This window comes from Streptomyces sp. CA-111067 (genome assembly GCF_050956065.1).
Taxonomy (GTDB): Bacteria; Actinomycetota; Actinomycetes; order Streptomycetales; family Streptomycetaceae; genus Actinacidiphila.
Genome location: NZ_CP192103.1, coordinates 6549818 through 6576354, shown reverse-complemented (window position 1 = coordinate 6576354; position 26537 = coordinate 6549818). Strand labels below are relative to the sequence as shown.

Annotated in this window: 17 protein-coding genes; 7 read left to right on the top strand and 10 right to left on the bottom strand. The window is 72.6% G+C overall.

Annotated elements, in window-relative coordinates; genetic code table 11:
• Positions 1-15 precede the first annotated feature (15 nt).
• A complete protein-coding gene (locus ACQPW6_RS29205) occupies positions 16-3342 on the bottom strand; it encodes a family 78 glycoside hydrolase catalytic domain (RefSeq protein ID WP_433892679.1) in 3327 nt (1108 codons plus the stop codon).
• A gap of 565 nt (positions 3343-3907) precedes the next feature.
• Between ACQPW6_RS29205 and ACQPW6_RS29200 the strand changes: the two genes are divergently transcribed.
• The 7 genes from ACQPW6_RS29200 to ACQPW6_RS29170 all read left to right on the top strand — a co-directional run bounded on the left by ACQPW6_RS29200 (position 3908) and on the right by ACQPW6_RS29170 (position 13693).
• Positions 3908-5281 carry a glycosyl hydrolase gene (locus ACQPW6_RS29200; RefSeq protein ID WP_433892678.1) on the top strand — a complete coding sequence of 458 codons (1374 nt, stop codon included), beginning with the start codon at positions 3908-3910 and terminating at the stop codon, positions 5279-5281.
• 121 nt (positions 5282-5402) lie between these two features.
• Positions 5403-6494, top strand: a complete 1092-nt coding sequence (locus ACQPW6_RS29195; RefSeq protein ID WP_433892677.1) for a GDSL-type esterase/lipase family protein — start codon at positions 5403-5405, stop codon at positions 6492-6494.
• 57 nt (positions 6495-6551) lie between these two features.
• Complete coding sequence (locus ACQPW6_RS29190; RefSeq protein ID WP_433892676.1) at positions 6552-8150, top strand: family 43 glycosylhydrolase; 1599 nt, start codon at positions 6552-6554, stop codon at positions 8148-8150.
• A 241-nt stretch (positions 8151-8391) separates the two neighbouring features.
• Positions 8392-9606: a hypothetical protein gene (locus ACQPW6_RS29185; protein WP_433892675.1), complete on the top strand. Its 1215-nt coding sequence runs from the start codon at positions 8392-8394 to the stop codon at positions 9604-9606.
• A gap of 82 nt (positions 9607-9688) precedes the next feature.
• A complete protein-coding gene (locus tag ACQPW6_RS29180) occupies positions 9689-11239 on the top strand; it encodes a hypothetical protein (protein ID WP_433892674.1) in 1551 nt (516 codons plus the stop codon).
• Positions 11236-12864, top strand: a complete 1629-nt coding sequence (locus ACQPW6_RS29175) for a hypothetical protein (RefSeq protein ID WP_433892673.1) — start codon at positions 11236-11238, stop codon at positions 12862-12864. The genes ACQPW6_RS29180 and ACQPW6_RS29175 overlap by 4 nt, the downstream gene beginning before the upstream one ends.
• A gap of 109 nt (positions 12865-12973) precedes the next feature.
• Positions 12974-13693 (top strand): alpha/beta hydrolase, encoded by a 720-nt coding sequence (locus ACQPW6_RS29170; protein WP_433892672.1) that lies wholly within the window; start codon positions 12974-12976, stop codon positions 13691-13693.
• Between the two features lie 23 nt (positions 13694-13716).
• Here ACQPW6_RS29170 and ACQPW6_RS29165 read toward each other — a convergent pair whose 3' ends face one another.
• The 9 genes from ACQPW6_RS29165 to ACQPW6_RS29125 all read right to left on the bottom strand — a co-directional run bounded on the left by ACQPW6_RS29165 (position 13717) and on the right by ACQPW6_RS29125 (position 26226).
• Positions 13717-14706: a fumarylacetoacetate hydrolase family protein gene (locus tag ACQPW6_RS29165; protein WP_433892671.1), complete on the bottom strand. Its 990-nt coding sequence runs from the start codon at positions 14704-14706 to the stop codon at positions 13717-13719.
• A gap of 134 nt (positions 14707-14840) precedes the next feature.
• Positions 14841-16547: an ABC transporter substrate-binding protein gene (locus ACQPW6_RS29160; RefSeq protein ID WP_433892670.1), complete on the bottom strand. Its 1707-nt coding sequence runs from the start codon at positions 16545-16547 to the stop codon at positions 14841-14843.
• Positions 16544-18469 carry a beta-galactosidase trimerization domain-containing protein gene (locus ACQPW6_RS29155; protein ID WP_433892669.1) on the bottom strand — a complete coding sequence of 642 codons (1926 nt, stop codon included), beginning with the start codon at positions 18467-18469 and terminating at the stop codon, positions 16544-16546. The genes ACQPW6_RS29160 and ACQPW6_RS29155 overlap by 4 nt, the downstream gene beginning before the upstream one ends.
• Complete coding sequence (locus ACQPW6_RS29150) at positions 18466-19488, bottom strand: ABC transporter ATP-binding protein (RefSeq protein WP_433892668.1); 1023 nt, start codon at positions 19486-19488, stop codon at positions 18466-18468. The genes ACQPW6_RS29155 and ACQPW6_RS29150 overlap by 4 nt, the downstream gene beginning before the upstream one ends.
• The gene (locus tag ACQPW6_RS29145; protein WP_433894698.1) at positions 19485-20531 is read right to left on the bottom strand and encodes an ABC transporter ATP-binding protein; all 1047 of its coding nucleotides are present in this window, start codon (positions 20529-20531) and stop codon (positions 19485-19487) included. Before ACQPW6_RS29145 ends, ACQPW6_RS29150 begins: the two co-directional genes overlap by 4 nt.
• 83 nt (positions 20532-20614) lie before the next feature.
• Positions 20615-21586, bottom strand: coding sequence for an ABC transporter permease (locus tag ACQPW6_RS29140; RefSeq protein ID WP_433892667.1), 972 nt, complete (start codon positions 21584-21586; stop codon positions 20615-20617).
• A 23-nt stretch (positions 21587-21609) separates the two neighbouring features.
• Positions 21610-22593, bottom strand: a complete 984-nt coding sequence (locus ACQPW6_RS29135; protein ID WP_433894697.1) for an ABC transporter permease — start codon at positions 22591-22593, stop codon at positions 21610-21612.
• 40 nt (positions 22594-22633) lie between these two features.
• The gene (locus tag ACQPW6_RS29130) at positions 22634-24298 is read right to left on the bottom strand and encodes an ABC transporter substrate-binding protein (protein WP_433892666.1); all 1665 of its coding nucleotides are present in this window, start codon (positions 24296-24298) and stop codon (positions 22634-22636) included.
• On the bottom strand, positions 24295-26226 hold the full coding sequence (locus ACQPW6_RS29125) for a beta-mannosidase (protein WP_433892665.1): 1932 nt from the start codon (positions 26224-26226) through the stop codon (positions 24295-24297). Before ACQPW6_RS29125 ends, ACQPW6_RS29130 begins: the two co-directional genes overlap by 4 nt.
• Between the last annotated feature and the right edge of the window lie 311 nt (positions 26227-26537).

Here is a 26537-nt window from a genome sequence, read left to right as displayed (position 1 = left end):
GGAGCCGCCCCCCGCTCAGGCCAGTCGGAAGTGGTAGCTGCCGGAGCCGGTCTCGGCGACCGCCGCGCAGCCGGGCCGCGGCGGGAGCAGCGTTACGCCGTCGGCCAGTCCTGCCGCGGTGCCGGACTCCGTCAGCTCGCCCTGGGCACCGGGCAGTTCCGGCAGGCGTACCTCCGCGGTGACGCCCGGCGGCAGCCGGAGGTCGAGGTCGAAGGCGGTGCCGTCGCGCTTCCAGGCGACGGCGACCGTGCCGTGTCCCGTGTGCAGCGACATCTCGGCGGACGCCACCGCGTCCGGCGGCCGGGGCGCGACCAGCACCCGCCGGTAGCCGGGCTCCGCGGGGGCCAAGCCGCCGACGTGGCGGTGGATCCAGTCGCCGACGGCACCGTAGGCGTAGTGGTTGAAGGAGGTCATGGACGCGTCGGCGAAACCGGTCGAGTCCGACCAGGAGTTCCAGCGCTCCCAGATCGTGCTCGCACCGGTGGAGACCGGGTAGAGCCACGACGGGTAGGTCTCCTGGAGCAGCAGCCGGTGCGCGGTGTCGACCCGGCCCGCGTCGGTGAGCGCGTCCAGCAGCCAGGGGGTGCCGAGGAAGCCGGTGGTCAGGTGGTGGCCGCGGGAGGCGATCTCGTCGGCGAGCCGGTCGGCGGCGGCCGCCCGCTCGGACGGGTCGAGCAGCCCGACGTGCAGGGCCAGGACGTACGCGGTCTGCGTGGACGGGTGGAGCACACCGCCGCCGCCCACCCAGCGCTCCCTGAACGCCGCCCGCACCCGCGCGTAGGTGGCCGACCAGGCGCTCTCACGTGCGGCCTCCCCCAGCGACGCCGCCAGCGCGGCCGCGGTACGTGCCGCGTGCGCGTGGTAGGCGGTGGCCACCAGGTCGGTGGGGGTGTCGGTGAGGGCGAGCCAGTCGCCGAAGCCGCCGGCCGGGCGCAGGCCGCCCTCGCTGTGCGCGTCGAGGTAGTCGAGCCAGGCCGCGATCGAGTGGAGCGACTCCGCGGCGGCCCTGCGGTCGCCGTAGGCGGTCAGCAGCGCGGCCGGTACGGTCACCGCCGCGTCTCCCCAGCCCGCCGCGCCCCCGGCGCTCGCCCGTTCCGCGTCGGGGACCGCGCGCCGGAACATGTCGGGCACGGTGTGCGGGACCGCGCCGTCGGGGTGCTGGGCGCCGCGCAGTTCGCGCAGCCAGCCGCGCAGGAAGCCGCGGATGTCGTGGTGGAAGGCCGCGGTCGGGGCGAAGACCTGGATGTCGCCGGTCCAGCCCATGCGTTCGTCGCGCTGCGGGCAGTCGGTGGGCACCGACAGGAAGTTGCCGCGCAGCGAGCGGCCGATGTTGCCGTGCAGGGCGGTGAGCCCCTCGTGCGAGCACGCGAAGTCGCCGGTGGCCGGCATGTCGGCCCACAGCGCGACCGCGGTGGCCGAGGCGATGGCCGGCGGCTCTCCCCCGTCCGCCGGCGGCAGCGCGGTCAGCTCGCAGTACTGGAAGCCGTGCGTGGTGAATCGCGGCTCCCAGCGCTCGCCGTCCGGATCGCCGCGGAGCACGTACTCGTCGGTGGCGCGGGCGGTGCGCAGGTTCTCGGTGTAGGGCTCGCCGTCGTGGCGCAGCGCCTCGGCGTGCCGGAGCACGACCCGGGAACCGGACGGGCCGCGCACCTCGATCCGCACCCGGCCGGCCAGGTTCTCGCCGAAGTCGGCCAGCAGCCGTCCGCCCGGCAGCGTGCGCAGGGTCGCCGCCGGGATCTCGCGCTGGGCGCGGATCGGCGGGGTGAGGGCGGCGACGACGGTCAGGCCGGGGCGCGTGGGGGCGGCGACGGCGGGCACCCAGCCGGCCGTACCCGCACCGTCACCGGGTGCGGGTGTTCCGGCGGAGGCGGCCGCGGGGGGCGGCGGCCCGGCCGGGGTGTCCCACCCGGCGGGCTCCAGGCGGGCGTCGTGGACCTCGCCGTTCTGCAGGTCCGCGTAGCGCACCGCGCCGTACCCGGCCTGCCACCGGCCGTCGGCCGCCGTGGCCACGGTGGTCGTGGTGCCGTCCGCGTGGTCGACCAGCAGCAGGGCGGCGAACGCGCGGACCGCGCCGTAGTGCTGGTTGCCGAAGATGCACAGGTTGCCGACGTACCAGCCGTCGGCGAGCACTGCCGCCAGGGTGTTGGGACCTGCGACGAGCAGGTGCGTGACGTCGTGCGCCCGGTAGCCGACGCGGTGGTCGTAGTCCGTCCAGCCGGGGGCCAGTTCCTCGTCGCCGACGCGGACGCCGTTGATCCGCAGTTCGTGCACGCCCAGCGAGGAGGCGTACAGCCGCGCCCTGACCGCGGGCGCGGGCAGGTCGAGGTCGCGCCGCAGGTGGGGGCTGGGGCGGTGGGAGACAGCGGCCCGCCCGTGCGGGGCGTCGCCGTTGCGGCCGTCGGCCACCGCGCGCGGCCACCGGGTGTCGTCGGCGTCGTCGGCCCGGGGGTCGGCCCACGTGTCGTCGTCCGGGCCGAGCCGGACCGCCCGCCAGGAGTCTGCGGTCGCGGCGGCGTGCGGTACGGCCGGTCCCGGGCGCTGCCGCTGCGTGCCGTCGGTGAGCGCGGCGGTCAGGTACGGAACGGTCCCGTCGGCGGTCGTGACGCGGACCGCCAGCACGTGCCGACCGTCCACGGACTGTCCCAGGGCGTCGGCGAGCGCGGGCGACGGCTCGCCGTCGCACGGCACGGGCACCCCGTTCAGCACCGCCTCGACGGTGCCGCTGCCCGCCGCGGCGAGCAGCCGGGCCGCGGCGGGCACCGCGCCGGGCCTGGCCGCGAAGCGGGTGCGGAAGACCGTGGAGCGCTGCCGTCCCGCCGCCGCCTGAGCGGCCGCGGCGCGGATGCGGTACAGGTCGTGCTCGCCGTCGACGGTGTCGAGGTCGGGCCGTGCGGCGCTCTCGGCTTCGCCCGGGGCGCTGATCCAGGCCGCCTCGAAGGCGCCGGTGGCGTCGGGCATACCGGGGGCCAGACCCGTCTCGAAGGCGGCCGGCTCGCTCCAGTCGGAGTGGACGCCGTTCTCGTCGGCGACCCGTACCCGCCACAGGCAGCGGGTCCGCGCGGGCAGCGGCGGCCCGGCGTAGGGCAGGTCGACACTCTGGTCGCAGGTCTGCCAGCCGGTGTCCCACACCGGGACGGTGCCGCCGGCCGCCGGGTCGCCCTCAAGTGCCAGGATCACCCGGTAGGCGCTCTGGGCGCGGCCACGCCCGTCGCCCTCCAGCCGCCACCCCAGCAGCGGGTGGGCCTCGTCGATGCCCAGCGGCTCGGTCTGGCGCTCCGTGGTGAGACCGACGGGCCGCAGCGGGCTCGCGGTGGAGGGGCGGTCGGACCGCGAGGCGTTCACGGGGGCTGGCTCCTGGCTGTCGGGGATCGCAAAAGGGATCACAAGGGCGGCTCGGCGGCCCCTGACGACAGTGTGCGCCGGGGCCGACCGCCCGGGGTGAAGGGGCGCCGAGTCGATTGAAGTCGATTGAAACAATTCAACTTCACGAACGTATCCGCCCCCCACGCCACCCGTCAAGCCTCCTCACACAGGTCGCCGATGCACCTGGGACAGTCTCGCCACCGCGCACCCCGCCGCCACCGGAACGAGTCAGTCCGCTCACCCGGAACCGCCGGCCGGCGACGGGGGTAAGAGGGCGCCGATGTACAACGCTGTAAAGCCGCGAGGAGGCTCGGGAATCGTTGATTTTCAGCGGCAGCGGGCGATGCAATCCGGTCCTCGCTATTGACATGTATAACGTTGTGCACCTGTCATGGGAGCGCTTCCACCCCGTCGAGGAGGTCCCCCCATGCACCCTCTCCCCCGGCTCCGGCCCCTTGTCGCAGCCCTGTTCCTGCCGCTCCTGCTGCTGCTCGCGGGCACTCCGCCGGCCACCGCCGGAGCCCTCCCGGAACCTGGCAGCGGGTTGAATATCGTTTCAGACGACACCGGACAGGTCTACGAAGCGGAGGACGGCGCCCTCGTGGGGACGACGGTCTCCACGGCTCAGCCGGGCTACTCCGGCACCGGCTACGTCGACGGCTTCGACGCGGCGGACGACAGCGTCACCGTCACGGTCACCGCCGCGCCGGGCCTCTACCAGCTGGCCCTTCGCTACAGCTGCCCGTCCGGCGACAAGAAGGCCTCGCTGCTGCTCAACGGCGCGGGCGCGGGCGAGGTCCCGCTGCCGGGGAACACCGGCTTCACCGAGGCGCCGGCCGGCGAGGTGCTGCTCGGCGAGGGCGCCAACACGATCACCGTACGCGACGACTGGGGCTACTACGCGATCGACGCCCTGCGCCTGACCCCGGTGCCGCCGCGCGGGCCGCACCAGGTCAGCGGCGTGCCGGTGGACCCGCAGGCGACGCCCGAGGCCGCCTCGCTCGACCGCTACCTCGCCGGCCACTACGGCCACGACCTGCTCAGCGGGCAGCAGGACGCCGCCGCCGTGCAGTGGGTGCAGGACAACGTCGGGAAGACCCCGGCGATCGCCGGGTTCGACATGATGGACTACTCCCCCAGCCGCGTCGAGCACGGCGCCTCCTCCCAGGAGGTCGAGCACGCCCTCGACTGGGACTCCCGCGGCGGCATCACCACCTTCGTCTGGCACTGGAACGCGCCCTCGGGGCTGATCGACCAGCCGGGCAAGGAGTGGTGGCGCGGCTTCTACACCGACGCCACCACCTTCGACCTGGCCGCCGCCCTCGCCGACCCCTCGTCGGCCGACTACCAGTTGCTGCTGCGGGACATCGACGCGATCTCCGTACAGCTCGGCCGGCTCCAGGACGCCGGGGTGCCCGTGCTGTGGCGGCCGCTGCACGAGGCCGAGGGCGGCTGGTTCTGGTGGGGCGCCAAGGGCCCGGGGCCGGCCAAGGCGCTGTACCGGCTGATGTACGACCGGATGGTCAACCACAACCACCTGCACAACCTCGTCTGGGTCTGGAACTCCGTCGACCCCGCCTGGTATCCGGGCGACGACGTGGTCGACGTGGTCAGCACCGACTCCTACCCGCCCGCCGGCGACCACGGCCCGGTCAGCGCCGCCTACGACCGGCTGCTCGCCCTGACAGGTGACACCAAGCCGGCCGCCCTGGCCGAGACCGGCAGCATTCCCGACCCGGCGCTGATGCGCGCCTACCAGGCCGACTGGTCGTACTTCGTCGCCTGGCCCGGCGACTCACTCACCGACGGCACGACCAACCCGCTGGACTTCCTGCAGAGGGTCTACAACGACCCGCAGGTCATCACGCTGGACCGGGTCGGCGACTTCAAGCACTACCCGGGCACGCCGGGCCCGTAGCCGCCGCCAGGCAGCCCCGCCCGACGTCCGGCAACCCCCGCCCGCCACGCCGGCGGCGCCGTCCGACGCGCCGTCCCGCGCCCCGGGCTCCGTGAATTCCCCCCACTCCAGGAGAGGTCCCATGCGTACCCTTCGTCCGGCCGCACTCGTGACGGCCGCCCTGTGCGCGGTCGCCGCGTTACTCGCCGCGGGCCCCGCCGCCCGTGCCGAGTCCAACGGCGGCGTGCGCATCATGCCGCTCGGCGACTCCATCACCGACGGTTTCAACGTTCCCGGCGGCTACCGCACCGACCTGTGGCAGTACCTGGCGGCCGACGGCCACACCGACGACTTCGTCGGCTCGCAGTCCAACGGACCCGCCCAGCTGGGCGACCACGACCACGAGGGCCACCCCGGCTGGCGCATCGAGCAGGTCGACGCCCAGGTGACCGGCTGGGTCCAGGCGACGGCGCCGCGCACCGTGCTGCTGCACATCGGCACCAACGACATGATCCAGGACTACGACCCGGCGGGTGCCCCGGCCCGGCTCTCGCAGCTCATCGGCGACATCACCGCCGCCGCACCCGGTGCGGACGTGCTCGTGTCCGACCTGATCCCGCTCGCCGACCCGGCGGCCGAGGCCCGCGCCGAGGCGTACAACGCGGCGGTGCCCGGCGTCGTCGACGCGCTGGCCGCCCAGGGCCGGCACGTGCACTTCGTGCCCATGCACGACGCGCTGACCGCGGCCGACCTCGCCGACGGCGTCCACCCGACGGCCGGCGGCTACTCGAAGATGGCCGCCCGCTGGTACTCCGTGCTGGTCTCCTCGCCCGTCACACGGTGGGAGGCCGAGAACCCGGCCTACGCCGAAGTGGCCGACGCGGACCGGCCGGCCGACGCCACGGCCTCCGGCGGGAGCAAGGCCGGCCATATCGACCAGCCCGACAGCTACCTCCAGTACACGATCAACGCGCCCTACAGCGGCGGCTACCGGATGTACGTGCGTGCCGACAACGGCATGGGCACGCCCTGCACCCACCTGCTGACGGTGAACGGCGGCCCCGCCACCACGGTCGCGTACCCGTCGTACGGATGGAGCGCGTGGACGATGACCGGCGTCGACGTGACTCTCGCCCAGGGCGCGAACTCGGTCCGCTTCGCCAAGGGCGACTGCTACGCCGAGATCGACGCGATCGACTTCGCCACCCTGGGCGCCCCCACCCCCTGGATCTGACCCCGCACACCGCACACCCGCCGCGGCGACTACCGCGGCCCGGACGGGAGAACCGGCATGACACCATCCCCCCACAACCCACCGCACCCCCGACGTGCCCTGCCCACGCTGCTGGCCGCGCTCGCCCTGCTGCTCGCCGCGATGGCCGGCGTCCCGGCCGGCGCCCGAGCCGCCGGGCCTGCGCAGGCGGGCCCGGCCGCCCACGCGGCAGCCGCGCAGGCCGCGCCCGCCGACAGCGCCGTCTTCAACGAACCGATCCGCGAAGGCGCCGCCGACCCTTCACTGACGTACTGGAACGGCACCTACTACCTGACGTTCACCGAGGTCGACCACATCGCCGTGGTCACCGGCAAGCGGCTGGCCGACCTGCACGACGCCCCCGAGACCGTGGTGTGGCGGGACAGCACGCCCAGCAGGTGCTGCGACATCTGGGCACCTGAGCTGCACTTCCTGGACGGCCGCTGGTACCTCTACTACACCGCAGACGACGGCGATATCGGCCGGCACCACCTGTTCGTCCTGCAGGGCGGCGCGACCCCGCTCGGCCCGTACGCCTTCGGCGGCCAGCTCACCACCACCGACGGCGAGACCGGCATCGACGCCTCGGTGCTCGAACTGGGCGGCGCCCGCTACCTGCTCTGGTCCGGCTGGGACGGCGACGGGCAGGACCTCTTCATCGCGGCCATGCCCACCCCGCTGACGGTCTCGGGCGCCCGGACGAAGATCTCCTCGCCCACGTATGCCTGGGAGCGCAACGGCGACCCGGTGAACGAGGGACCCGAGGTACTCCAGCACGACGGCCGCACGTTCCTGGTGTACTCCGCCAGCCAGTGCCACACCCCCGACTACGCGCTCGGCATGCTCACCTTCACCGGCGGCGACCCGCTGGCGCCCGCTTCCTGGGTGAAGTCGGAGCAACCGGTCTTCTCCCGCAACGACGCCGCCGGCGTGTTCGGTCCAGGACACAACAGCTTCTTCACCTCGCCGGACGGCACCCAGACCTGGAACGCCTACCACGCGACCACCAACCCGGCCGGCAGCTGCGGCGGCGACCGGTCCACGCGCGCCCAGCAGGTGCTCTGGAATCCCGACGGTACCCCGGACTTCGGCGCACCGGCCGCACTGGGCACGCCGATCGCGGTCCCGTCCGGCGAACCGGGCAGTTCCGCCGGAGGCGCGGCGACGCTGCCGCTTGACCAGCGGGTCTCGCTCCGGGTCACCACGCCCGGCTTCACGGACCGCTCGCTGCGCCACCAGAACGGACTGGCCGTCACCTCGCAGGTCACCGCGGCCTCCGACCCCACGACCCTGCTCGACGCGACCTTCACCGTCCGCCCGGGCCTGGCCGACCCCGCCTGCTACTCGCTCGAATCGACCAACTATCCAGGCTCCTACCTGCGCCACCAGAACTTCCGCGTCCGCTTGGACGCCGACGACCACTCCTCGCTGTTCGCCGCCGACGCCACCTTCTGCGCCGTCCCTGGACTGGCAGGCCACGACCTGTCGCTGCGCTCGGCCAACTTCCCCGACCGCTATCTGCGCCACTTCGACAGCGAGGTCTGGATCGCCGCCGACGGCGGTCCCCTCCCCAGCGACGCCCCTGCCCACTTCACGGACGACGCTACCTGGGAGCAGAACGCAGCCTGGGCCGACTGACCAGGCCCGGCGGGCGCCGGGAGTCCTGTCGAGCCTTCCAACACCGCCTTCCCTGAATCGATTTCGGCTCAATGTATTGACGTGGAAAGGGCTTCACGTCATTGTCTCTTGAATCCTTTCACCAGGTCGGTCGAGATCCTTTGCCCGGCCCGGTCCGCCGTGCCCGCGGCCGCCTCGTACGGATCGCTCCCGGCGGTCGGCGGGCACGCGCCCTACTCGCTCCTGAAAGGAACCACCCGAGATGACACCCTCGCAGCCGCACCCGACCGGCGACGAGCGCCACGGCGGCGGCATGTCCCGCCGCACGCTGCTCAGCGGGACGTCCGCAGCCGCCGCGGCACTGGCCCTGGGCACCGGAACAGCGCACGCAGCAGGCAGCACCCCGCCGCAGCACCCCTCCCACCCAGGGCACCCGACGCACCCGCACGCTGTCACCGGTCCCCTCGACCTGGACGTCACCGCGGACGCGGTGGGTGTCTGCTACACCGTCCTGCACAACCTCTCGGTGCGGCCCGACCTTCCGATCTACGACACCACCGAGATCCTCAAGACCGCCCAGAGCACCGGACAGCCGCCCGCCTGGGGGCCGCTGTACGCCAACCACTACTGGGGCCGGCCCGCGAGCGGCTACACCCGCTCCGACGACACCACCGTCCTGCGCTCCCACGCACAGCAACTGACCGAGGCCCGGGTCGACTTCATCGTGGTGGACGCCACCAACATCCAGGGCCCGCCGGACCCGGGGGCCGACGACATCTACTACTCGCCCATGAAGATCCTGCTGGACACCTGGCGCGACATCCGCGCCGCGGGCGGCAGGACCCCCTACGTAGTCCCGTGGGTCGGCAGCCCCGCGTCCAACCCCGACCCGGCCGCGACCGGCCGCGCCACCTGGGACGCGTACTACGCCTCCGGCGCGTACTCCGACCTCTTCGTCACCTACCAGGGCAAGCCCCTGCTGATCACCACGGACACCCTGCCGGCCGAGCTGACCGAGCACTTCACCCTACGCAAGATGTGGGGGCTCCAGTCGGCCCTGGCCGAGCAGGAGTGGTCGTTCCTCCAGGACGCACCGCAGAACGTCGGCATGTCCGGCGGCGTCCCCGAGCAGATGTGCGTGTGCACCGCGCTGCAGAAGACGTACATGACCGAGCCGACGGCCGTGGGCCGCCAGGGCGGGCGGACCTTCCAGGCGCAGTGGCGGCAGGCGTTCCAGGTCCGGCCGAAGGTCGTGACGCTGACCTGGTGGAACGAGTGGATCGCCATGCGGTTCGAGGACGAGGCCGGCCAGGCGCGGTTCGTGGACAACTACGACGAGCCGTTCAGCCGGGACATCGAGCCGCAGGACCCGGCGCAGTCCGGCAGCCACGGCGACCTCTACTACCAGTGGATGAAGCAGTACATCGCCGCCTACAAGGACCACGCGCCCTTCCCCGAGGGCCTCGTCCAGTCATGACCGCCGCCGGCGCCCGCCCGGCAGGACACGGCGGGCGCCGGCCGGCACGCACCCCCGCGACCACGCTCAGGAAGGACCCCCCATGCCTGCCTCCCGGCGTGCGGTTCTCGCCGCTCTCGCGGCCGGAGCGCTTCTGCCCGGCCTCGGAAAGCTGTCGGCCCGGGCCGACAGCGCGTCCCGTGACGCCATGGGCCCGCTCGACCTGCACTTCCGTATCACCCAGCGGTACCGGCCGCTCCAGCCCCTCTCGGCGTTCGTCACGCTCGACGACGGCTTCGACGCCGACTCGACGGCCCGCTACGAGGCGCTGCACCCGACGGGAGAGGCGGCCGGGACCCTCACGGCCGGCGGCGGCGCGCTCGCCGTGAGCGGCGACGCGCCGTACTTCGCGCTGCTCCGGTCCGGCGCCGCGCAACAGGCGCCGTACTCCACCGTGCTGGTCGACGTCAGGTCCATGGTGAACACCTGCCAGGCCGAGGACAGCGTCTTCGCCGGCCTCGCCAGAGACGAGCGCAACTACGTCACCGCCTGGTACAACAACGTCAGCAAGACCGTCGGCGTCGACGTGGTGACGGACGGGGGGCTGCACCCGGTCGCCCTGGCCTCCGCGTCGCTGGCGGCGCCGTTCTCCTTCGGGCTGATCCTCGCGGGGGACACCGCGGGCGTGCTGGCCCGGGAGGCGGACGGCGACTGGCGGGTGCTGTCGGTGCAGCGGACCGCGGACCTGCTCGACCTGCGTGCGCAGGACCTGCCGGCCGCCTACCGGAACACCTTCGGCGCCCGCGCCGACCACGGCACGATCGTCCTGGACCGCGTGCGGGGCGGCTACTCCGGCTACTTCGGCCTGCGCGACACCTGCATCGTCACCGCGCCCGACGGCACCCCGCACATCGAGGACGACCGGCTGTTCTTCACCGCGACCGCGGCCTTCGCCGACCCGGCCAGTTCCCACCAGTGCGTCTTCTCGCTCAACCTCGCGGACACCACCGACGTCGTGGAGGTCGGCAAGACGTTCGTCCGCAGGGACGGCAGGATCGTCGGCGACCACGCGGGCAAGGTCGTGGTCGACCCGGACCTGCCGGGGCTGCGGGTGTTCGCCAGCACCTGGGGCACCTCGGACCTGGAGACCACCGCCGTCGGGACGGAGGTGGCGGACCTGCCCGGCGCCGCGCTCGCCGGGATCCACCTGTGCGACGTGCCGGGCCGGCTCATCCAGACCGGCTACGACCCGTGCCCGACCCTGGTCGACGGCGCGTGGCAGGTGCCGGTCGCCGGTACCTCGCTGTACCGCTTCGACGCCGCTCTCGAATCCGGCGGCCAGGTCGCCGCGGCCGACGACGGCTTCTACGAGGGGCCGCGCACCCTCCAACTGGGCGGCACCTGGTACGTCATGGCGGGCGGGATCAAGGACTTCAGGGTCTACCGGCTCGCCGACCTGTCCTTCGTGGGCTTCCTGGACGCCGAGCACCCGCAGGCGCCCGCCTACCCGTTCGGCAACCCGCCGCACCCCTCGATCGCCGCTGTTCCGCAGCCCGACGGCAGCACCCGGTACGTCATGGTCACCTTCGACATCCAGACCCTGCCGGGCGCCGTCGGGCTCGGCAACCTGGTCATCGAGGAGGCGGTCGCATGAGCGCGGGACCCGGCACGGACCCCGGCGACGCGCACGGAATCGGCCGCCGCGACCTGGTGAAGCTGCTGGCCGCGGCCGGCGTCGCAGCCGCCGCCGGGTCCGCCGTCGCGGCCGCCCCCGCGAGCGCCGCCGGGCTGTCGCCGCTCGACCTGCACTTCACCGAGGTGCAGAAGTACCGGCCGTTCGCGGTGCTGTCGCCGTTCGTGAACCTCGACGACGCGTTCACCGCCGACACCGGAGCGCGCTACGACGTGCTCCAGCCGAGCCCGGGCGAGACCACCGGGCACCTCGCGGTCGGCGACGGCCGGCTGAGCGTCGGCGCGGACCGGCCCTTCTACTCGCTGCTGTGCTCGCCGACCGCGCAGGACGCCGCGTACTCCACGGTCGTGGTGGACGTGGAGTCGATGATCGGCGACGCCGCTGGACAGGACAGCGTCTTCGCGGGCCTGGTGCAGGACGAGCGCAACTACGTCCTGGGCTGGTACAACAACGCCGCCAAGGCGGTGGGCATCGACGTGATGGCGGACGGCGTGCTCACCGGGCGCTCGGTCACCGCGGCGAGCTTCACCGCGCCCTTCCGCTTCAGTTTCCAGTACACCGGCAACACCGGGGTCGTGATCGCCGACACCGGCGCGGGCTGGGACATCGTGGTGTGGGACGCGGGCGTGGCCGGGCTGCTGGACCTGCGGCTGGACGGCGCCGCGCCCCGGTACCGCAACGCCTTCGGCCTGCGCGGCGACGCCGGGACGATCTCGCTGGGCCGCGTGCAGGCCGGGTACAGCGGCAGGACCGGGCTGCGCGACCCCAACCTGGTCGTCGAGGACGGCGGCGCGCCGTACATCCGCGACGGCAAGCTGTACCTCACGGCGACCGCGGCGGGCACGAACGGCTTCGTCTCGTCGCACACCGCCGTCTTCACCCTCGACCTGGCCGACTGGACGCAACTGGCCGAGGTCGGCAAGGTATTCGTGCACCGGGACGGGCGGGTCCTCGGCGACCACTCGGCCCGGCTGGTGGCCGACCCGGCGGGCAGCGGATTCCACACGTACGCCTGCACGTTCGGCGACGGGGACGTCCATCCCGGGGCGGCGAGCGTGGTGTACGCCCCGCCGCAGGGCGACCTGCTGACCGGGGTCCACGTGGTGCAGGGCGCCACCCGCGCGCTGGACGGCATCGACGCCTCCGTCGTACACCTTGCCGACGGCTGGTACGCGGCCTACCGCGCGCAGGCGGGCCCGACGGTGGCGCGGGCCGTGACGCCGGACTTCGCCGGTGCGACCGTGCTGGGCGGCAACGACGACGGCGGTGTCTACCACGAGGGCACGAAGCTCCAACGCGTCGGCGGGCAGTGGTACATGCTCTCCGGCAGTGAACAGGACTTCCGGGTCTACGACATGGCCGCGGCCACCGTCGGCACGCTGGACGCGCCGACCGGCTCCCCCGGCTGGTGCGCCCAGCCGCTGCTCACCCCGGTGCCGGACGGCGAGGGCACCCGGTGGCTGCTGATCACCTTCAACGACGTGCAGTACCCGGGCTGCGACGGGTCGATGGGCGAGTTCCGGGTCCAGAGCGCGGGCCGGACCCCCGGCTGGGAGTTCGGCTCCGACGCGGGGAGCGGCACATGACCTGCCGGCCCCGGCGGGGGCTTCACCCGTCGCGCCGGCGGCTGCCCGCAGAGCCGTGGCCTGCACCCCGGTACGTTGGAGCGGTATCCGCACCCAGGAGGCGAACCCAGTGACCGAACTGCTCGACGGCCGGCTCAGCCTGCGTCCCGCGCCGCAGTCCTCCGAGCCCGCGCCGGTGGTGCTCGTGCTGCCCGGCGGCGGCTACAGCGGCCACGCGCCCCACGAGGCCGAGGTGGTGGCCGACTGGCTGGGCGGGTTGGGCCTGCACGCCGCCGTGCTGCGCTACAGCCTCCGGCCCCAGGGCGGCACCGGCCCGCTGGACGACGCGCGCGCCGCCATGCGGGCGCTGCGCGCCGGTGCCGCGGGCCCCGGCGCCGACCCGAGGCGGGTGGGCGTGCTCGGCTTCTCCGCCGGCGGCCACCTGGCCGCCTGGCTGGCCGGCGGCCCGCAGGCCCACGGCGGGGAGCGGCCGGACCTGGCGGTGCTCTGCTATCCGGTGGTCTCCTTCGCCCATCTGCCGCATCCGGGTTCGCTCGACGCGCTGCTCGGCCCGGAGCCGTCCCTGGCCGACCGGCGGGCGGTGTCCCTGGAGTACGCGGTGCACCCGGCGACGCCCCCGGTGTTCTGCTGGCACACCGCCGACGACGGGGCCGTGGACGTCGAGCACAGCCTGCGCTACGCCACCGCGCTGCGGCGCGCGGGCGTCCCGGTGGAGCTGCACGTGCTGCCGCACGGCGAACACGGGCTCGGCCTGGCACCGCAGGACCCCTACGTGGGCCGGTGGGCGCGCTGGTGCGCGGAGTGGTTCGCGGAACAGGGCTGGCGCTGAGCGGCCGCGGTGCCCGGCGCCGGCTACCAGCGCCCGGTCGTCCCTGCGGCCGCCAGCCGGCGCCGGCCCGCCGGGTCGTGCGGTGCCCCCAGCCACTGGAAGGCGGCGGGGTCGCACACGACCGAGTGGGTCAGCGTGCCGACCTCGTCGATGGTGATCTCGATGCGGTCGCCGGGGTCGAGCGTGACGTCCGGCGGCGGCACGATCGCGCTGCCGGTGGCCAGCACCACGCCGTCGGGGAAGTTCTGCTCCCGGAAGAGCCAGACGATCAGGTCGGCGAACCAGCGGCCGGGCTCGGCGGTCCCGGCCGTGCCGCGGAAGCGGACCCCGCCGCCGCGGTGGATGGTCATCGTGGTCTCCAGCGCCGTCGGGTCGGCGATCTCCCACCAGGGGCGGATGCGCGAGGCGAGCACGCAGCTGCCGGCGTAGACCTTCGCCTGGGCGAGGTAGAGGGGGTTCTCGTGCTCTATCGAGCGGGCCGTCAGGTCGTCGCACACGGTGGCCCCGACGATCTCGCCGTACCGGTTGACCACCAGCGCCAGCTGGGGCTCGGGGACACTCCATACGGCGTCCCGGCGGATTCCGCCGGGCTCGTCGTCGGTGACGATCCGCCACGGTACGGACTTGAAGTAGAGCTCGGGCCGTTCGGCGTCGTAGACGGCGTCGTGGATGGCGGGCGGGTTGAGGGCCGCCGGGCGGCCGGCCTGCGGGTCGGGGCGGGCGACGCGTGAACCCCAGACCTCGGTGCGCCCGTCGATCGGGGGCAGCGGCTCCACCTCGGCGAGCGGGATGCGCTCGGCACGGGCCGTCGACGCGACGAGCGACTTGAGCTCGCTCTGGCGCAGAGTCAGCAGGTCGGCCATCGAGGCCGCGTCCGGCACCGCGGTGATGCCGTCGGCGTCGACGACCCCGACGGCGGGGCGTTTCCCGGGACGGACGAAACGGATCAGGTGCACGGCCGATCCCTTCTGGCTGAGCGCGGGTACGGCGCCGGCGAACACGCGGGAGAGCAAGGAAATTCATATGATGTTTGGATGATCTAAACATGTGTTGCTGCGCTTGTCCACCCTTTGCACGCATCGCGGCCCGCCGGTTTCCCGGCGGGCCGCGACATGAGGGTGTGTCAGGGAGGCGTTGGTGCAGCGGACTACTTCTGCGACGGCGTGATGTTCTTGAGCACCATCGCGTTGTCCGGACCCTGGTACGGGGCCGGGTTGGCGTACAGGTTGTCCTCGGTGGGGAATCCGCTCAGGTGTGTGGACAGGTACTCGGCGGCGCCCAGAGGCTGGAGCAGGCCGATGTAGGGGATCTTGTCGACGAACGCCTTCTCGATGACGTCGTACTGCCGTTGCAGGGCGGCGGTGTTCTTCGGGTCCGTCGTCTCGATCGTGTCGAGCGCGGCGTCCACCGCCGGATCGGAGAAGCCGACCGGGTTCGGGAGCGTCGTGGCTCCGGGCACCGACTTGCTGTAGAGCAGCGACTTGTAGGTGTAGAACGGCACGCTGCCGCCGCCGTCGTTGTTGATCAGCATCTGGAACCTGCCCTGGCCCCGGTTGCCGAAGAAGCTGGCCGGGGACTCCTGCTGGGTCTTCACCTCGATGCCGATCTTCTTCAACTGCTGGCTGATCACCTGCAGTACGGTGATCTGGTCGGTGTAGCCCGCGATGACCTGCGCGGTGAGGGAGACCTTGCGTCCCCCCTTGCGGTAGTAGCCGTCCGAGCCCTTGGTGTAGCCGCCCGCGGTGAGGGCCTGCTCGGCCGCCGCGGGGTCGTAGCCGAACTTCAGGTCCTTGTACTGCGGGGAGAGGAACGACTGGTACTGCGGCAGCACCAGTTGGGCGGGGCTGGCCGGGTTGGCGGCGAGGCCCGCCGTCGGCTTCACCGCGAGGCGGTTGACTGCGTCACGGTCGATACCCAGGCTGATGGCCCGGCGGACGGCGAGGTCGTCGGTCGGGAAGGTGCGGTTGTTGACCTCCAGGTTGGTGATGAACATCGTCACCTTGGCGATGTGGTGGGTCGTGCTCTTCTTGAGGAACTGGTCCATGTTGGCCATCGCGATACCGGCCACGTCCAGCTGACCGGCCATCAGCGCGGCGGCGGAACCGGCGTTGCTGGAGTACGTCACGTAGCGCACCCCGGGAATGGCCGGCTTGCCCTTCTCCCAGTAGCCGGTGTTCTTCACGATGGTGATGGCCTGCGGGGTGAACGTCTTGAGGGTGAAGGGCCCGGTGCCGACCGGCTTGGTGTCGGTGAAGGTCGAGGGGTCCTTGACCGTCTTCCAGATGTGCTCGGGGACGATGAAGGTCAGGCCGGCCACATACCACAGCTGGGTGTAGGCGACCTTGCCGAAGTCCACCGTGACATGGGTGGCGTCGACCGCCGTGGCCCCGGTGATCGGGACCGCGTACTGGTTGAGCTTGGGGTCGTGCGCCATGAGGTTGAAGGTGTACGCGACATCGGTCGCGCTGAACGGTTTGCCGTCCGACCAGGTCACGCCCTCGCGCAGGGTCAGGTTCAGCTTCCTGCCGCCGGAGGTGAAGGAGTAGCCGGTCGCCAGCAGGGGCCGGGGCGGCTCGGTCCTGCCGGTGTTGAAGAAGAACAGCGGCTCGTATATCTCGCCCTTGGACGGCAGCATGGACTGGGTCGAGAAGGGGTTGAAGTTGTTCACGTATTGGCCGGACTGGCCGGGTTCGATGACCAGCAGCCGGTCCTTGCCCCCTGCTCCGGCCCCGCTGCACGCGCCGGCCGCCAGGGCCGTCAGCGCGAGGAAGCAGCCCGCCGGCCGCAGCCTGCGGGACCTGCCGCGCGGCGCTGCGGGCTGCCGTGCGCGCACGAAGGCGCCGAGCCGGCTCATGACCGGCCGCCCAGCCGCGCGACCCGGACGCCGAACGGGGCCAGGTCGGCCTTCGCGGTGAGGTCCTCGCCGCTGAGCACGTCGGTGAGCTGGGCGCCCGCGGCGAGCCTCGGCCTGGCCGCCACGGCCTCGGCGGTGGTGTTGACCAGCCACACGTAGCGCGTGCCCTCGGCGTGCGTCACCTCGTCGCACACGACTCGGCCGTCGTCCACCGACACTTCGGGTGCGACGCCGGCCTCCAGCGCCAGCGCCCGGTACAGCCGCCACACGTCGTCGTCCTCGTTGGCGTCCCTGCGCACCGCGCCGAAGTACTCGATCGGCATCGTCGCGAGATAGAGGGCTCCTTCCCCGATCCGGCGCCGGATCAGCGCCGGCTCGCCCCGCGCGTCGGTCAGCAGCACCTCGGCGTCCAGCGGGTCGATGGGCAGCACCGCACGCGTGTGCTCGGCTCCTGCGGCCCTGACGGTCAGCCGGTCGCCCGCGGCCAGGTCGCCGAAGCCGTGCTCCACGGTGAGCGTGACGACATCGGCGACGGGCTCGCTCAGCCCATAGCGCAGCCGGTGCCGGACGCCGAACAGCGGTTCCAGCTGCGGCCACCACGCTCCGCGCTGGCCGGTGCCCGCGCCGCTGAACCAGGAGAGGTAGAGATGGCTGCCCGCCTCGGCTGCCGCCGGCAGCTGCTGGAACGTCGTGCCGGTGAGCGCCTTGTTGGAGGGGATCAGCACCAGCCCGGCGTCCGGCAGCCCGTCCTGCTCGCGGACCACGGCCGGGGCGAGACCGGCGCGCTTGGCGGCGATGTACGCGTGCAGGCCGATCTCGGGGATGATCCGGCGCTCGGCCGGATCGATCATCGGGAAGTCGGCGCTGAGGTAGGAGGGCAGGAGCACCGCTGTCCCGGTGTCCGCCCGCGAGCACCGGCCGAAGTCGACCGCCCGCAGTACCGCCTCGAAGTCGCGCAGTTCCAGTAGCGGCGGCTTCGGCTTGCCGGCCGAGGTGGTGATGCCGAAGTTCAGCTCGTACAGGTGGTGCCGGTAGGGGTCCTGGTCGAGCAGGTCGAAGTCGGTGTTGTTCCAGGCGATCCAGCCCGTGGCGCCGGCCAGCAGCGTGTGGTGCAGCACCTGGCGGTAGTAGTCGGCGGCGTGCTCGTCGGAGACGAAGGCCGAGGTGACGCCGAACTCCTCCAGGACCACGGGTTTGCCGAAGTGCGAGGACTCGCAGAGGAAGGCGGCATGGAACATCTGGCGGGTCTGGTCGTCCGACATCGGGTAGGAGTGCGGGCCCGTCCAGTCGCTGATGTCGTCCTGGTCCGACATCCGAAGCCCCCAGTCGTCGCCGGTGTTCTCGACCGTCCCGCAGCCGTCGCCGAGTGCCACCGGCAGCTGCGAACCCCCGGCGCGTACCGCCTGGGTGCAGATCAGGCCCCACGCACGGGCGTACTCCCGGGTGGTCCTGCCGCCGTACCAGATGATCTCGTTGCTGATCAGCCAGCCCGCGATGGCCGGCGAGGAGCCGACCCGCCGCACCATCTGCTCGATGAAGAAGGCCTGCTGGCCCAGCACGAAGCCGTCGGCGTAGATGTCCCGGCCGCCGCGCCAGGACACGTCCCAGTTGGCGCCGGACATGTGGCCGACGATGAAGGTCGGGATGGTGGCGATGCCGATGTCCTCGCAGGCCCGCAGGAACATCCGGTAGCGCTCGACGCAGGTCTCGTCGATGGTGTCGGGCGCGGGGTGGAAGTCCGGCCAGTAGAAGAAGGACCGCACGACGTTGAGGCCGTGCTCCTTGAGTACCGTCAGCTCCTGCCGCACGACGTCGTCGTCGTAGCTGCGCCACATCAGCGGACCGCCGCTGCGGGACCAGAAGTTGGCGCCGATCCACGGTCCGTCGTCGGTGAGGTGGCGGGTGGGGCGTCGCAGGGTCATCGTGACTCCGGTTCTGCGTCAGTGGTGCGGTCGGCGTGCAGCCAGCACATGGCCTGCCGGCCGGGCTGCACCTGGACGGTGGGCGGTGCCTGGCGGTGGCAGATGTCCATCACCGCGGGGCAGCGCGGGGCGAACAGGCAGTGGCTCCGTTCCGTTCCGGCCGCCGCCTTCGCGGTCCGTTCCGCTCCGGCGGCGGGTCCTGCCGGGGACGGGCTGTCGGCGGCGGTCAGCCGGCGGCGCGGGTCGGGGGCCGCGTCGGCCAGCAGCCGGGTGTACGGGTGGGCCGGCGCGGCGATCACCTGGTCGCTCGGGCCGCGCTCGACGACCTGGCCCCGGTACATCACCATCAGCTCCTGGGCGAAGTGCCGGGCCGTCGCGAGGTCATGGGTGATGTAGAGGACCGCCAGGTCCTCCTCGTGCTTGATCCGGTCGATCAGGCCGAGGATCTCCAGCCGGACCGACACGTCCAGCATGGACACCGGCTCGTCGGCGAGCAGGACCCGCGGCCGGGGCGCGAGCGCCCGGGCGATGGCCACCCGCTGCCGCTGCCCGCCGGACAGCTCGTGCGGATACCGGCCGGCCAGCTGCGCCGCCGGCCGCAGGTTCACCCGCTCCAGCAGCCCGGCGACCGCCTCGTCCGTGCTGCTGCCGTCGGGCACCCGGTCGTGCAGTTTCAGGGGGCGGGCCAGATGGAACCCCACGGTGTGGGCGGGGTTGAGCGAGGCGAAGGGGTCCTGGAAGACCATCTGGACCGCGGCACGGTAGCGGTGCTCGCGCCCGAGGCCGGTGCCGGCGGGGACACCGTCGAGGGTGAAGTCGCCGGCGGTCGGCCGGGTGAGTTTGGCCAGGATGCGGGCGATGGTCGACTTGCCGCTGCCGCTCTCGCCCACCAGTGCCAGGGTGCGGCCCGATTCCAGGGTGAAGGAGACCTCGTCGACCGCGCGCAGCACCTGCTTGCCGCTGCGGCGCTGCCGGATGGCGAACTCCTTGGTCAGCCCGGCGACCTGCAGTGTGGTCATGCTGATCCCTCCTCGGTCCCGCCGGCCGGGGCGGGGAACGCGCCCCGCAGTTCCGCGGGCGGCGCCCCGCCGGGGTTGACGTCGCGGTCGTGCAGCAGGCAGGCGGCACGGGTGGCGCCGACCTGCACCAGCGGGGGCTCCACGTCGGCGCAGGCGGCGAAGGCGTACGGGCAGCGCTCGCGGAACTGGCAGCCCCGCAGCGGCTGGGACAGGTCGGGCGGCGACCCGGGGATGCCCCGCATGTCGCGGCGGGGTCCGTGCAGGTCGGGGAACGAACCGAGCAGACCCGCGGTGTAGGGGTGGCCGGGGTGGTCGCGGATGTGCTCCGCGGTGCCCACCTCGACGATCTTTCCTGCGTACATGATCGCGACCCGGTCGCTGATCTGGAGCAGCAGCGAGATGTCGTGGGTGATGAACAGCACCGAGAAGCCGAGTTCGGCACGCAGCCGGTTGATCTCCAGCAGGATGTCCCGCTGCACCACGACGTCGAGGGCCGTGGTGGGCTCGTCCATGATGATGACGTCGGGCTGCAGCGCCAGCGCCATGGCGATCATCGCGCGCTGCCGCATCCCGCCGGACAGCTCGTGCGGGTAGGCCGGCAGCCGGCCCGGGTCGATGCCCACCGTCTCGACCAGTTCGCGGCATCGCCGGACGCGTTCGACCTTGGTCATGCGCGGGTGGTGCGCGGTGAAGACGTCCTCCAGCTGCCGCTGCAGGGAGCGGACCGGGTTGAGGGCGTTCATCGCGCTCTGGAAGACCATCGAGATCCGGCTCCAGCGGAACAGCCGCAGCTTCTCCGAGCCCAGCGACAGCACGTCGACGGGTCCTTCCGCGTCCTCGAAGACGACGCTTCCGCCGGTGACGACGGCCGGAGCCCGCAGCAGCCGTGCGACGGCGTAGGCGAGGGTCGACTTGCCGCAGCCGCTCTCTCCCGCCAGGCCGAGCAGTTCGCCGCGGGACAGCTCGAAGCTGACGCCGCGCACCGCGTGGGTGTCGGCGGTGTCGCCGAGGTAGTCGACGCTCAGGTCGCGCACCCGCAGCACGGGCGTGCCCTCGCCGGGCGGAGCGGGGGGACGGGGGGTGGTCTGCCGGTCGGGCTGCGCTGTCCGGCCCTGGCTGCGCGGGATCACCGGCGCACCACCTTCCTGTTGCGGCGTCCGGGAACGCGCAGCCGCGGGTTGACCCGTTCGTCGATGCCGAAGTTGACCAGGGACAGGGCGGCGCCGATCACCGCGATGCACAGGCCCGGTGGGACGAACCACCACCACGCGCCGAGGGAGAGTGCCTGGCCGTTCTGGGCGAAGTAGAGCATCGTGCCCCACGTCACCGAGTTGAGGTCGCCGAGCCCGATGAAGGTCAGTCCGGCCTCGGTGAGGATGCCGCCGATCATGCCGAAGAGGAATCCGGAGGCGAGGATGGGCAGCAGGTTGGGCAGGATCTGCCAGCCGATGATCCGCCAGCCCGGCTCCCCGCTGACCCGGGCGGCGTCCACGAAGTCGCGCTGCCGCAGTGACAGGGACTGTGCCCTGAGCACCCGTGACCCGCCGGCCCAGCTGGTCAGCCCGATGGTCAGCGAGATCACCAGCGGGCCGGTCCTGTGGACGTAGTCGGTGACCAGGATCAGCAGCGGGATACCGGGGATGACCAGGAAGACGTTGCTGACCAGGGAGAGGATCTCGTCGCCCAGGCCGCCGAGGTAGCCGCCCGTGACGCCCACGAGGAACGCGATCACCGTGGACAGCACGCCGGACAGTGCGCCGATCAGCAGCGAGCCGCGGGCGCCGACGACCAGCTGGGACAGCACGTCCTGGCCGGTGTTGGTGGTGCCCAGCCAGTGCGCGGAGCTGGGCGCCTGCAGCTGCGGGCCGGCGAAGGCGTTGGCGTCCCCGACGAAGAACGGACCGATGAGCGCGACCAGGACGAAGCAGGCGACGATGCCGGTGCCGACCTGCAGCTTGCGCGAGGTCCCCAGCCATCGGCGCCTGCGGGTGCGGGAGGGCACGACGGTGGTGACGATGTCACCGGTGGGCGCGGCGGTGGTCACGGTGGCCGTCCCGCCGCCTTGCTCGCTGGTGGTGTCCTCTGGCAGGTCGCCCATCGGCGTGAGCCCTTCTGCGCGGTTCATGACCGCTGCCGGGTGCGCGGGTCGATGAACGCGTAGAGCACGTCCACCAGAAAGTTGGTGCCGAGCACCGAGAGCGTGATGACCAGGAAGATGCCCTGCATCAGCGGGTAGTCGTCGTTCTGCACGGCCTGCACCAGGTTGTTGCCGATGCCGGGGTAGGAGAAGACGGTCTCGGTGATCACCGAGCCGCTGACGACGAATCCCAGCGAGATGGCGAATCCGGCCACCGACGGCAGCATGGCGTTGCGGGCGGCGTAGCCGATCATGATGGAGCGCGGGCGCATGCCCTTGGCCTCGGCGGTCAGCACGAACTCCTCGGCGACCGTGGAGACCATCATGTTGCGCATGCCGAGCAGCCAGCCGCCGAACGAGGCGACCACGATGGTCAGTGCCGGCAGCACCGAGTGGTAGACGGCACTGGACAGGAACGACCCGCTCCAGCCCGGGACCAGCGCGGGGTCGTACCCGCCGTTGAGCGGGAAGACCGGCAGGACCTGCGCGAGGCCGTACAGGAAGAGCAGCGCCAGCCAGAAGTAGGGGATGGTGGCGGTGAAGGTGGTGGCCGGGATGACGTTGTCGATCCAGCTGCCGCGCTTCCATCCGGCCACCGCTCCGGCGGCGGTCCCCAGCAGGAAGCTGAGGGTGGTGGCGGCGCCGACCAGAACGAGGGTCCAGGGCAGTGCCTGCTTGATGACCTCGGTGACCGGGGTGGGGTAGTAGGTGACCGACAGGCCCCAGTTGCCGTGGGCGAGGTTGGACAGGTAGCCGGCGAACTGCCGCCACAAGGGCTCGTTGCTCACCCCGAACTGCAGTTCCAGGGCGTGCCGGGCCGACGGCGGCACCGGAGCCTGGTTCTGCGTCTTGGCCAGGATGGCGTCGACCGGGTTGCCGGGGATGAGCCGCGGGATGAAGAAGTTCAGCCCCAGCGCGGCGACCACGGCCACCAGGTAGAAGGCGATCTTGCGTTGCAGGTACGACACGGCGGTCACCCGGCCCTTCGCTCGTCGCGGTCCGGGCGCTTCACGACGCCGGCTTCAGGTTCTTGGCGACGATCGCGGCGTCGGGCGCGGACCAGGGAACCGGCACGGCGTACAGGTCGGCGGCGGTGGGATAGCCGGTCGCCCTCGCCGTGGAGTACTCGCCGGCCTGAACGGACTGGAGGAGCCCGATGACCGGCTGCTGTTCGACGAGCACCTTCTGGATCCGGTCGTAGTACGCCTGCAGGGCCGCGGTGTCGGCCGGGTCGGTGGCGCGGACGCCGGCGAGGGCGGCGTCGACCTCGGGGTTGCGGAACCTGATCTGGTCGCCGACGGCCGGCTTGCCGACCGGCGCGGTCAGCGCGCTGTTGAGCAGCTGGTTCCAGGCGTAGTAAGGGGTGGTCCCGCCGTAGACGTTGGTGATCTGCGCGGTGTACCTGCCCTGGCTGAAGTCGGTGCTGACCGACGTCGCCGAGGCCTGGCGGATGGTGAAGTCGATCCCGACCTGGCGCAGTTGCTGCGCCATCACCTGCGCCATGGTGATCACGTCGGTGTAGCCGGAGACCACTTCGACCGGGATCGACAGGCGGCGGCCCGTCCGGTCGCGGAAGAAGCCGTCGCCGCCCATGGTGTAGCCGGCCTTGAGCAGGGTGCTCCGCGCGGTGGCCGGATCGTAGTGGTATTCCAGTCCGCGGTAGGCCGGTGAGACGGCCGAGCTGAAGGCCGGCCGCAGCATCTGTACGGGGCTCGCCTTCTGGTAGCCCCCGACGCTGGTCGGCTCCAGGCCGAGACGGTAGATCCGCTCGCGGTCGAGACCGAGCGAGACCGCCTGGCGGACCGCCAGGTCGTTGCCCGGCCACGCACCGAGGTTGAGCAGCAGGTCGGTGGTCGCCAGCGAGAAGGTGGTGATGTGGTTGTCGCTGCTGCGGTCCAGGTAGTTCTTCTTCAGGCCCGGGAAGGAGACGCCGCCCCAGTCGGTGGTACCGGCCCGCAGTCCCGCGTCGGAGGCTGAGTTGCCGGAGGTGAGGATGTACCGCACCCCGTCGATCGCGGGTTTGCCCTGCTCCCAGTAGGAGGGGTTCTTCATCAAGGTGACCGCCTGCGGCGAGAAGGTCCGCAGGACGAAGGGGCCGGTGCCGACCGGCTTGCTGTTGGCCCAGGTCGACGGGTCGCCCACGCCCTTCCACAGGTGTGCGGGCACGATCATGGTCTGCCCGGCGACGACCGGCAACTGCACGTAGGCCGGGGTGCGGAACGTCAGCCGGACGTGGTCGGCGTCGGTGGCCCGCACGGCGGTGAGGTCGAGTCCGCCGGTGTTCAGGCTCGGCGTCCTGCGGATCAGGTCGAAGGTGAAGGCCACGTCGGCGCTGCCGAACGGCTTGCCGTCGCTCCACGTGACGTGCTTTCGCAGGGTCAGGTCGAGGACCTTGCCATGGTCGGAGAACGCGTAGGCCGTACCGAGCTGCGGCACCGGTGCGCCCTTGCGCGCGTTGTTGAAGAAGAACAGCGGCTCGTAGATGAACCCCCGGGTGCCAGAGGCCGCGTTGACCGCGAACGGGTTGAAGTTGTGGGTGTAGAGCCCTCCCCCGCCGGTGTCGGCGACGATGACGCTGCCCCCGGCGGCGCTCCGGGTGCCCGAGCACCCGCCGACCGCGGCCAGCAGCGCGAGTGCCGCCACCGCGGCGGCGGTACGCAGCCGCGCCCTCATCGCGCACCCCCCGTGCCGGTGCCGCGGGTTCTGCCGAGGTCGGGCCCGATCACCGCGACCGCGTAGGGCGCCAGTTCCAGCGTGCCGACCGGCTTGCCGGTCGCCCGGTCCACCAGCGGTCCGCCGTCCGGTCCCAGCACGTCGGTGGCCACCGGGTCGCCGCTGAGGTTGACCGCCCACACCAGGGGGTCGCCCTGCGGGGTCTGCAGGGCGTCGATCAGCACGTCCCAGCTCGTGGAGCGCCAGGGCCGCTCGACGCCCGCCTCGGAGGCGAGCGCGTCGTAGAGCCGGGCCAGCGCCCGCCGGCTGCCGGGCGTCCCGCCGTCGGCCAGTGCCTCCAGCTGGTAGGCGCACAGCACCATCGCACCGTCGCCGACCGGCCTGCGCAGCAGGGCCGGACGGCCGTCGCCGTCGACCGCGAGCACCTGGGCGCCGTCCGGCTGCACATCGAGGCGCGCCGGGGCGGTACCGCTCCCGTGCAGCCGCAGCGTGGTGCCGGCCGGCAGCGGGCCGACGTCCACCGTCAGCCGCAGCGCCACCTCGCCGGACTCCGGCTGGGCGCCGCGCATTCGGCGCAGTTCGTGCCGCACGCCGAAGAGCTGGTCGAGTCCCGGGGTGCCGCCGGTGCCGCGCGTGACGAGCACGGTGGCGCCGGCCTCGGCCCGTGCCGCCAGCCAGGACCACGAAGGCGCCGACAGCTGGACGGGCGAGGGCACCAGATAGAGCCGCTCGTCCCCGGACAGGCCGGCGCTCTCCCGCACCGGGCGGACGGCGAGGTCGGCCGAGCGGGCCGCGATCCACGCCGACCGCATGGCGCGGAAGGCGGCGACCCTCTCGGCTTCAGAGACGAACTCGTCCCAGCTGTCGAACTGCGCGGGAACCACCAGTGCGGTGGCCGCCGGGGCACGCCCGGCTCCCGCGGCGGCGTCCAGGGTCGCTGCGAAGCCGGCGAAGACCTCCAGCACCGGCTTGGGCCTCAACTGCGCGTCCAGCACGCCGAAGTGCAGCTCGTGGGGGTGCTTGAGATAGGGGTCCTGACCGGCCACCGGATCGAGGTCGACGGCGTTCCAGCCGAGCCACCCCCGCGCCCCCTCCAGCAGCGTGGTGTGCAGGATCTGCCGGTAGTGGTGGGCGATGTTCTCGTCCGACATCAGGTCGGTGGACCAGCCGAACTCCTCGACCACCACGGGCCGGTCCAGCGTCGCCGCCAGCGCGCAGACGAACGCGGCGTGCAGGTGGGCGGTGACGGGGTCGGCCTCGTCGGGGTAGACGTGCGGGCCGAGCCAGTCCGACCAGGGCAGCAGTTCGCGGGTGCGGAAGCCGCTGTCCTGGCCGGACAGCTCGATGCTGCGGCCGCCGTCGCCCGGGGCGATGGGCTCGGTCGCGCCGCCGGCGCGCAGCCCCTGGGTGAGCAGCTGCGCCCAGGTGGTGACCGTCTCGACCTCGCCGAAGCCGCCGTACCAGATCATCTCGTTGGACAGCAGCCAGCCGGCCACCGCCGGGTGGCCGGCGAACCGCCGGGCGATCCGCTCCGCGAACCAGGACTGCCGGCCGACGAACCACACGTCGCTGTACGCGTCGCGGCCCGCCCGCCAGGCCGGATCCCAGTTCTGGCCCGACATGTGTCCGACGATCAGGGTGGGTACGGTGCGCATGCCCAGCCGGGCGTGCAGGTCGAGGAAGTGCTGGTAGCGGTCGAGCAGCCGCTCGTCGAGCCGGTCGGGCGCGGGCATGAAGTCCGGCCAGTAGAGGAACGAGCGGGTCACGCCGATGCCGTGCTGCCGCAGAGCGGTGAGCTCGTCCTCGACGGTCCGCGGGTCGTAGCGGTCCCACATCCGCGGCCCGCCACAGCGCGACCAGTAGTTGACGCCGAGCCAGGGCCGGTCAGCAAGCCAGGCGGGGGCCGCCTGTGCCGGGGTGTCTGTCATGCAGGGGAGACAACACCCGAACCGGTTCGCATGTCAACGGTGCTGCAGCAGCATTTCGTACGGCCGCCCGGCGCCGCGCCCGGCGGACCGCACCCCGAGGGCGGCTCGCCGCGACGGGTCGTGGGGAGGCTCGGGCGCGACTGCGCGAGTGGCCCAACGGAGGGCGCGGCAGCAGGAAGGGCCGGTACGAAGGCCCGGCACGCCGGGTCCGCGGCGGACCGGGCGCGGGTGTGCGGAGTCGCCGTGCACGCGTACGCCGCCCGGCGGCACGGGACATGCGCGCGTCCCCGCGGGATGCCGGGCGGGCATGC

Excerpts from the sequence above, each read along its gene's own strand:
- ACQPW6_RS29130 (WP_433892666.1), bottom strand. The coding sequence starts at position 24,298 with ATGAGGGCGCGGCTGCGTACCGCCGCCGCGGTGGCGGCACTCGCGCTG.
- ACQPW6_RS29155 (WP_433892669.1), bottom strand. The coding sequence starts at position 18,469 with ATGACCCTGCGACGCCCCACCCGCCACCTCACCGACGACGGACCGTGG.
- ACQPW6_RS29150 (WP_433892668.1), bottom strand. The coding sequence starts at position 19,488 with ATGACCACACTGCAGGTCGCCGGGCTGACCAAGGAGTTCGCCATCCGG.
- ACQPW6_RS29160 (WP_433892670.1), bottom strand. The coding sequence starts at position 16,547 with ATGAGCCGGCTCGGCGCCTTCGTGCGCGCACGGCAGCCCGCAGCGCCG.
- ACQPW6_RS29195 (WP_433892677.1), top strand. The coding sequence starts at position 5,403 with ATGCGTACCCTTCGTCCGGCCGCACTCGTGACGGCCGCCCTGTGCGCG.
- ACQPW6_RS29185 (WP_433892675.1), top strand. The coding sequence starts at position 8,392 with ATGACACCCTCGCAGCCGCACCCGACCGGCGACGAGCGCCACGGCGGC.
- ACQPW6_RS29190 (WP_433892676.1), top strand. The coding sequence starts at position 6,552 with ATGACACCATCCCCCCACAACCCACCGCACCCCCGACGTGCCCTGCCC.
- ACQPW6_RS29180 (WP_433892674.1), top strand. The coding sequence starts at position 9,689 with ATGCCTGCCTCCCGGCGTGCGGTTCTCGCCGCTCTCGCGGCCGGAGCG.
- ACQPW6_RS29125 (WP_433892665.1), bottom strand. The coding sequence starts at position 26,226 with ATGACAGACACCCCGGCACAGGCGGCCCCCGCCTGGCTTGCTGACCGG.
- ACQPW6_RS29175 (WP_433892673.1), top strand. The coding sequence starts at position 11,236 with ATGAGCGCGGGACCCGGCACGGACCCCGGCGACGCGCACGGAATCGGC.
- ACQPW6_RS29140 (WP_433892667.1), bottom strand. The coding sequence starts at position 21,586 with ATGGGCGACCTGCCAGAGGACACCACCAGCGAGCAAGGCGGCGGGACG.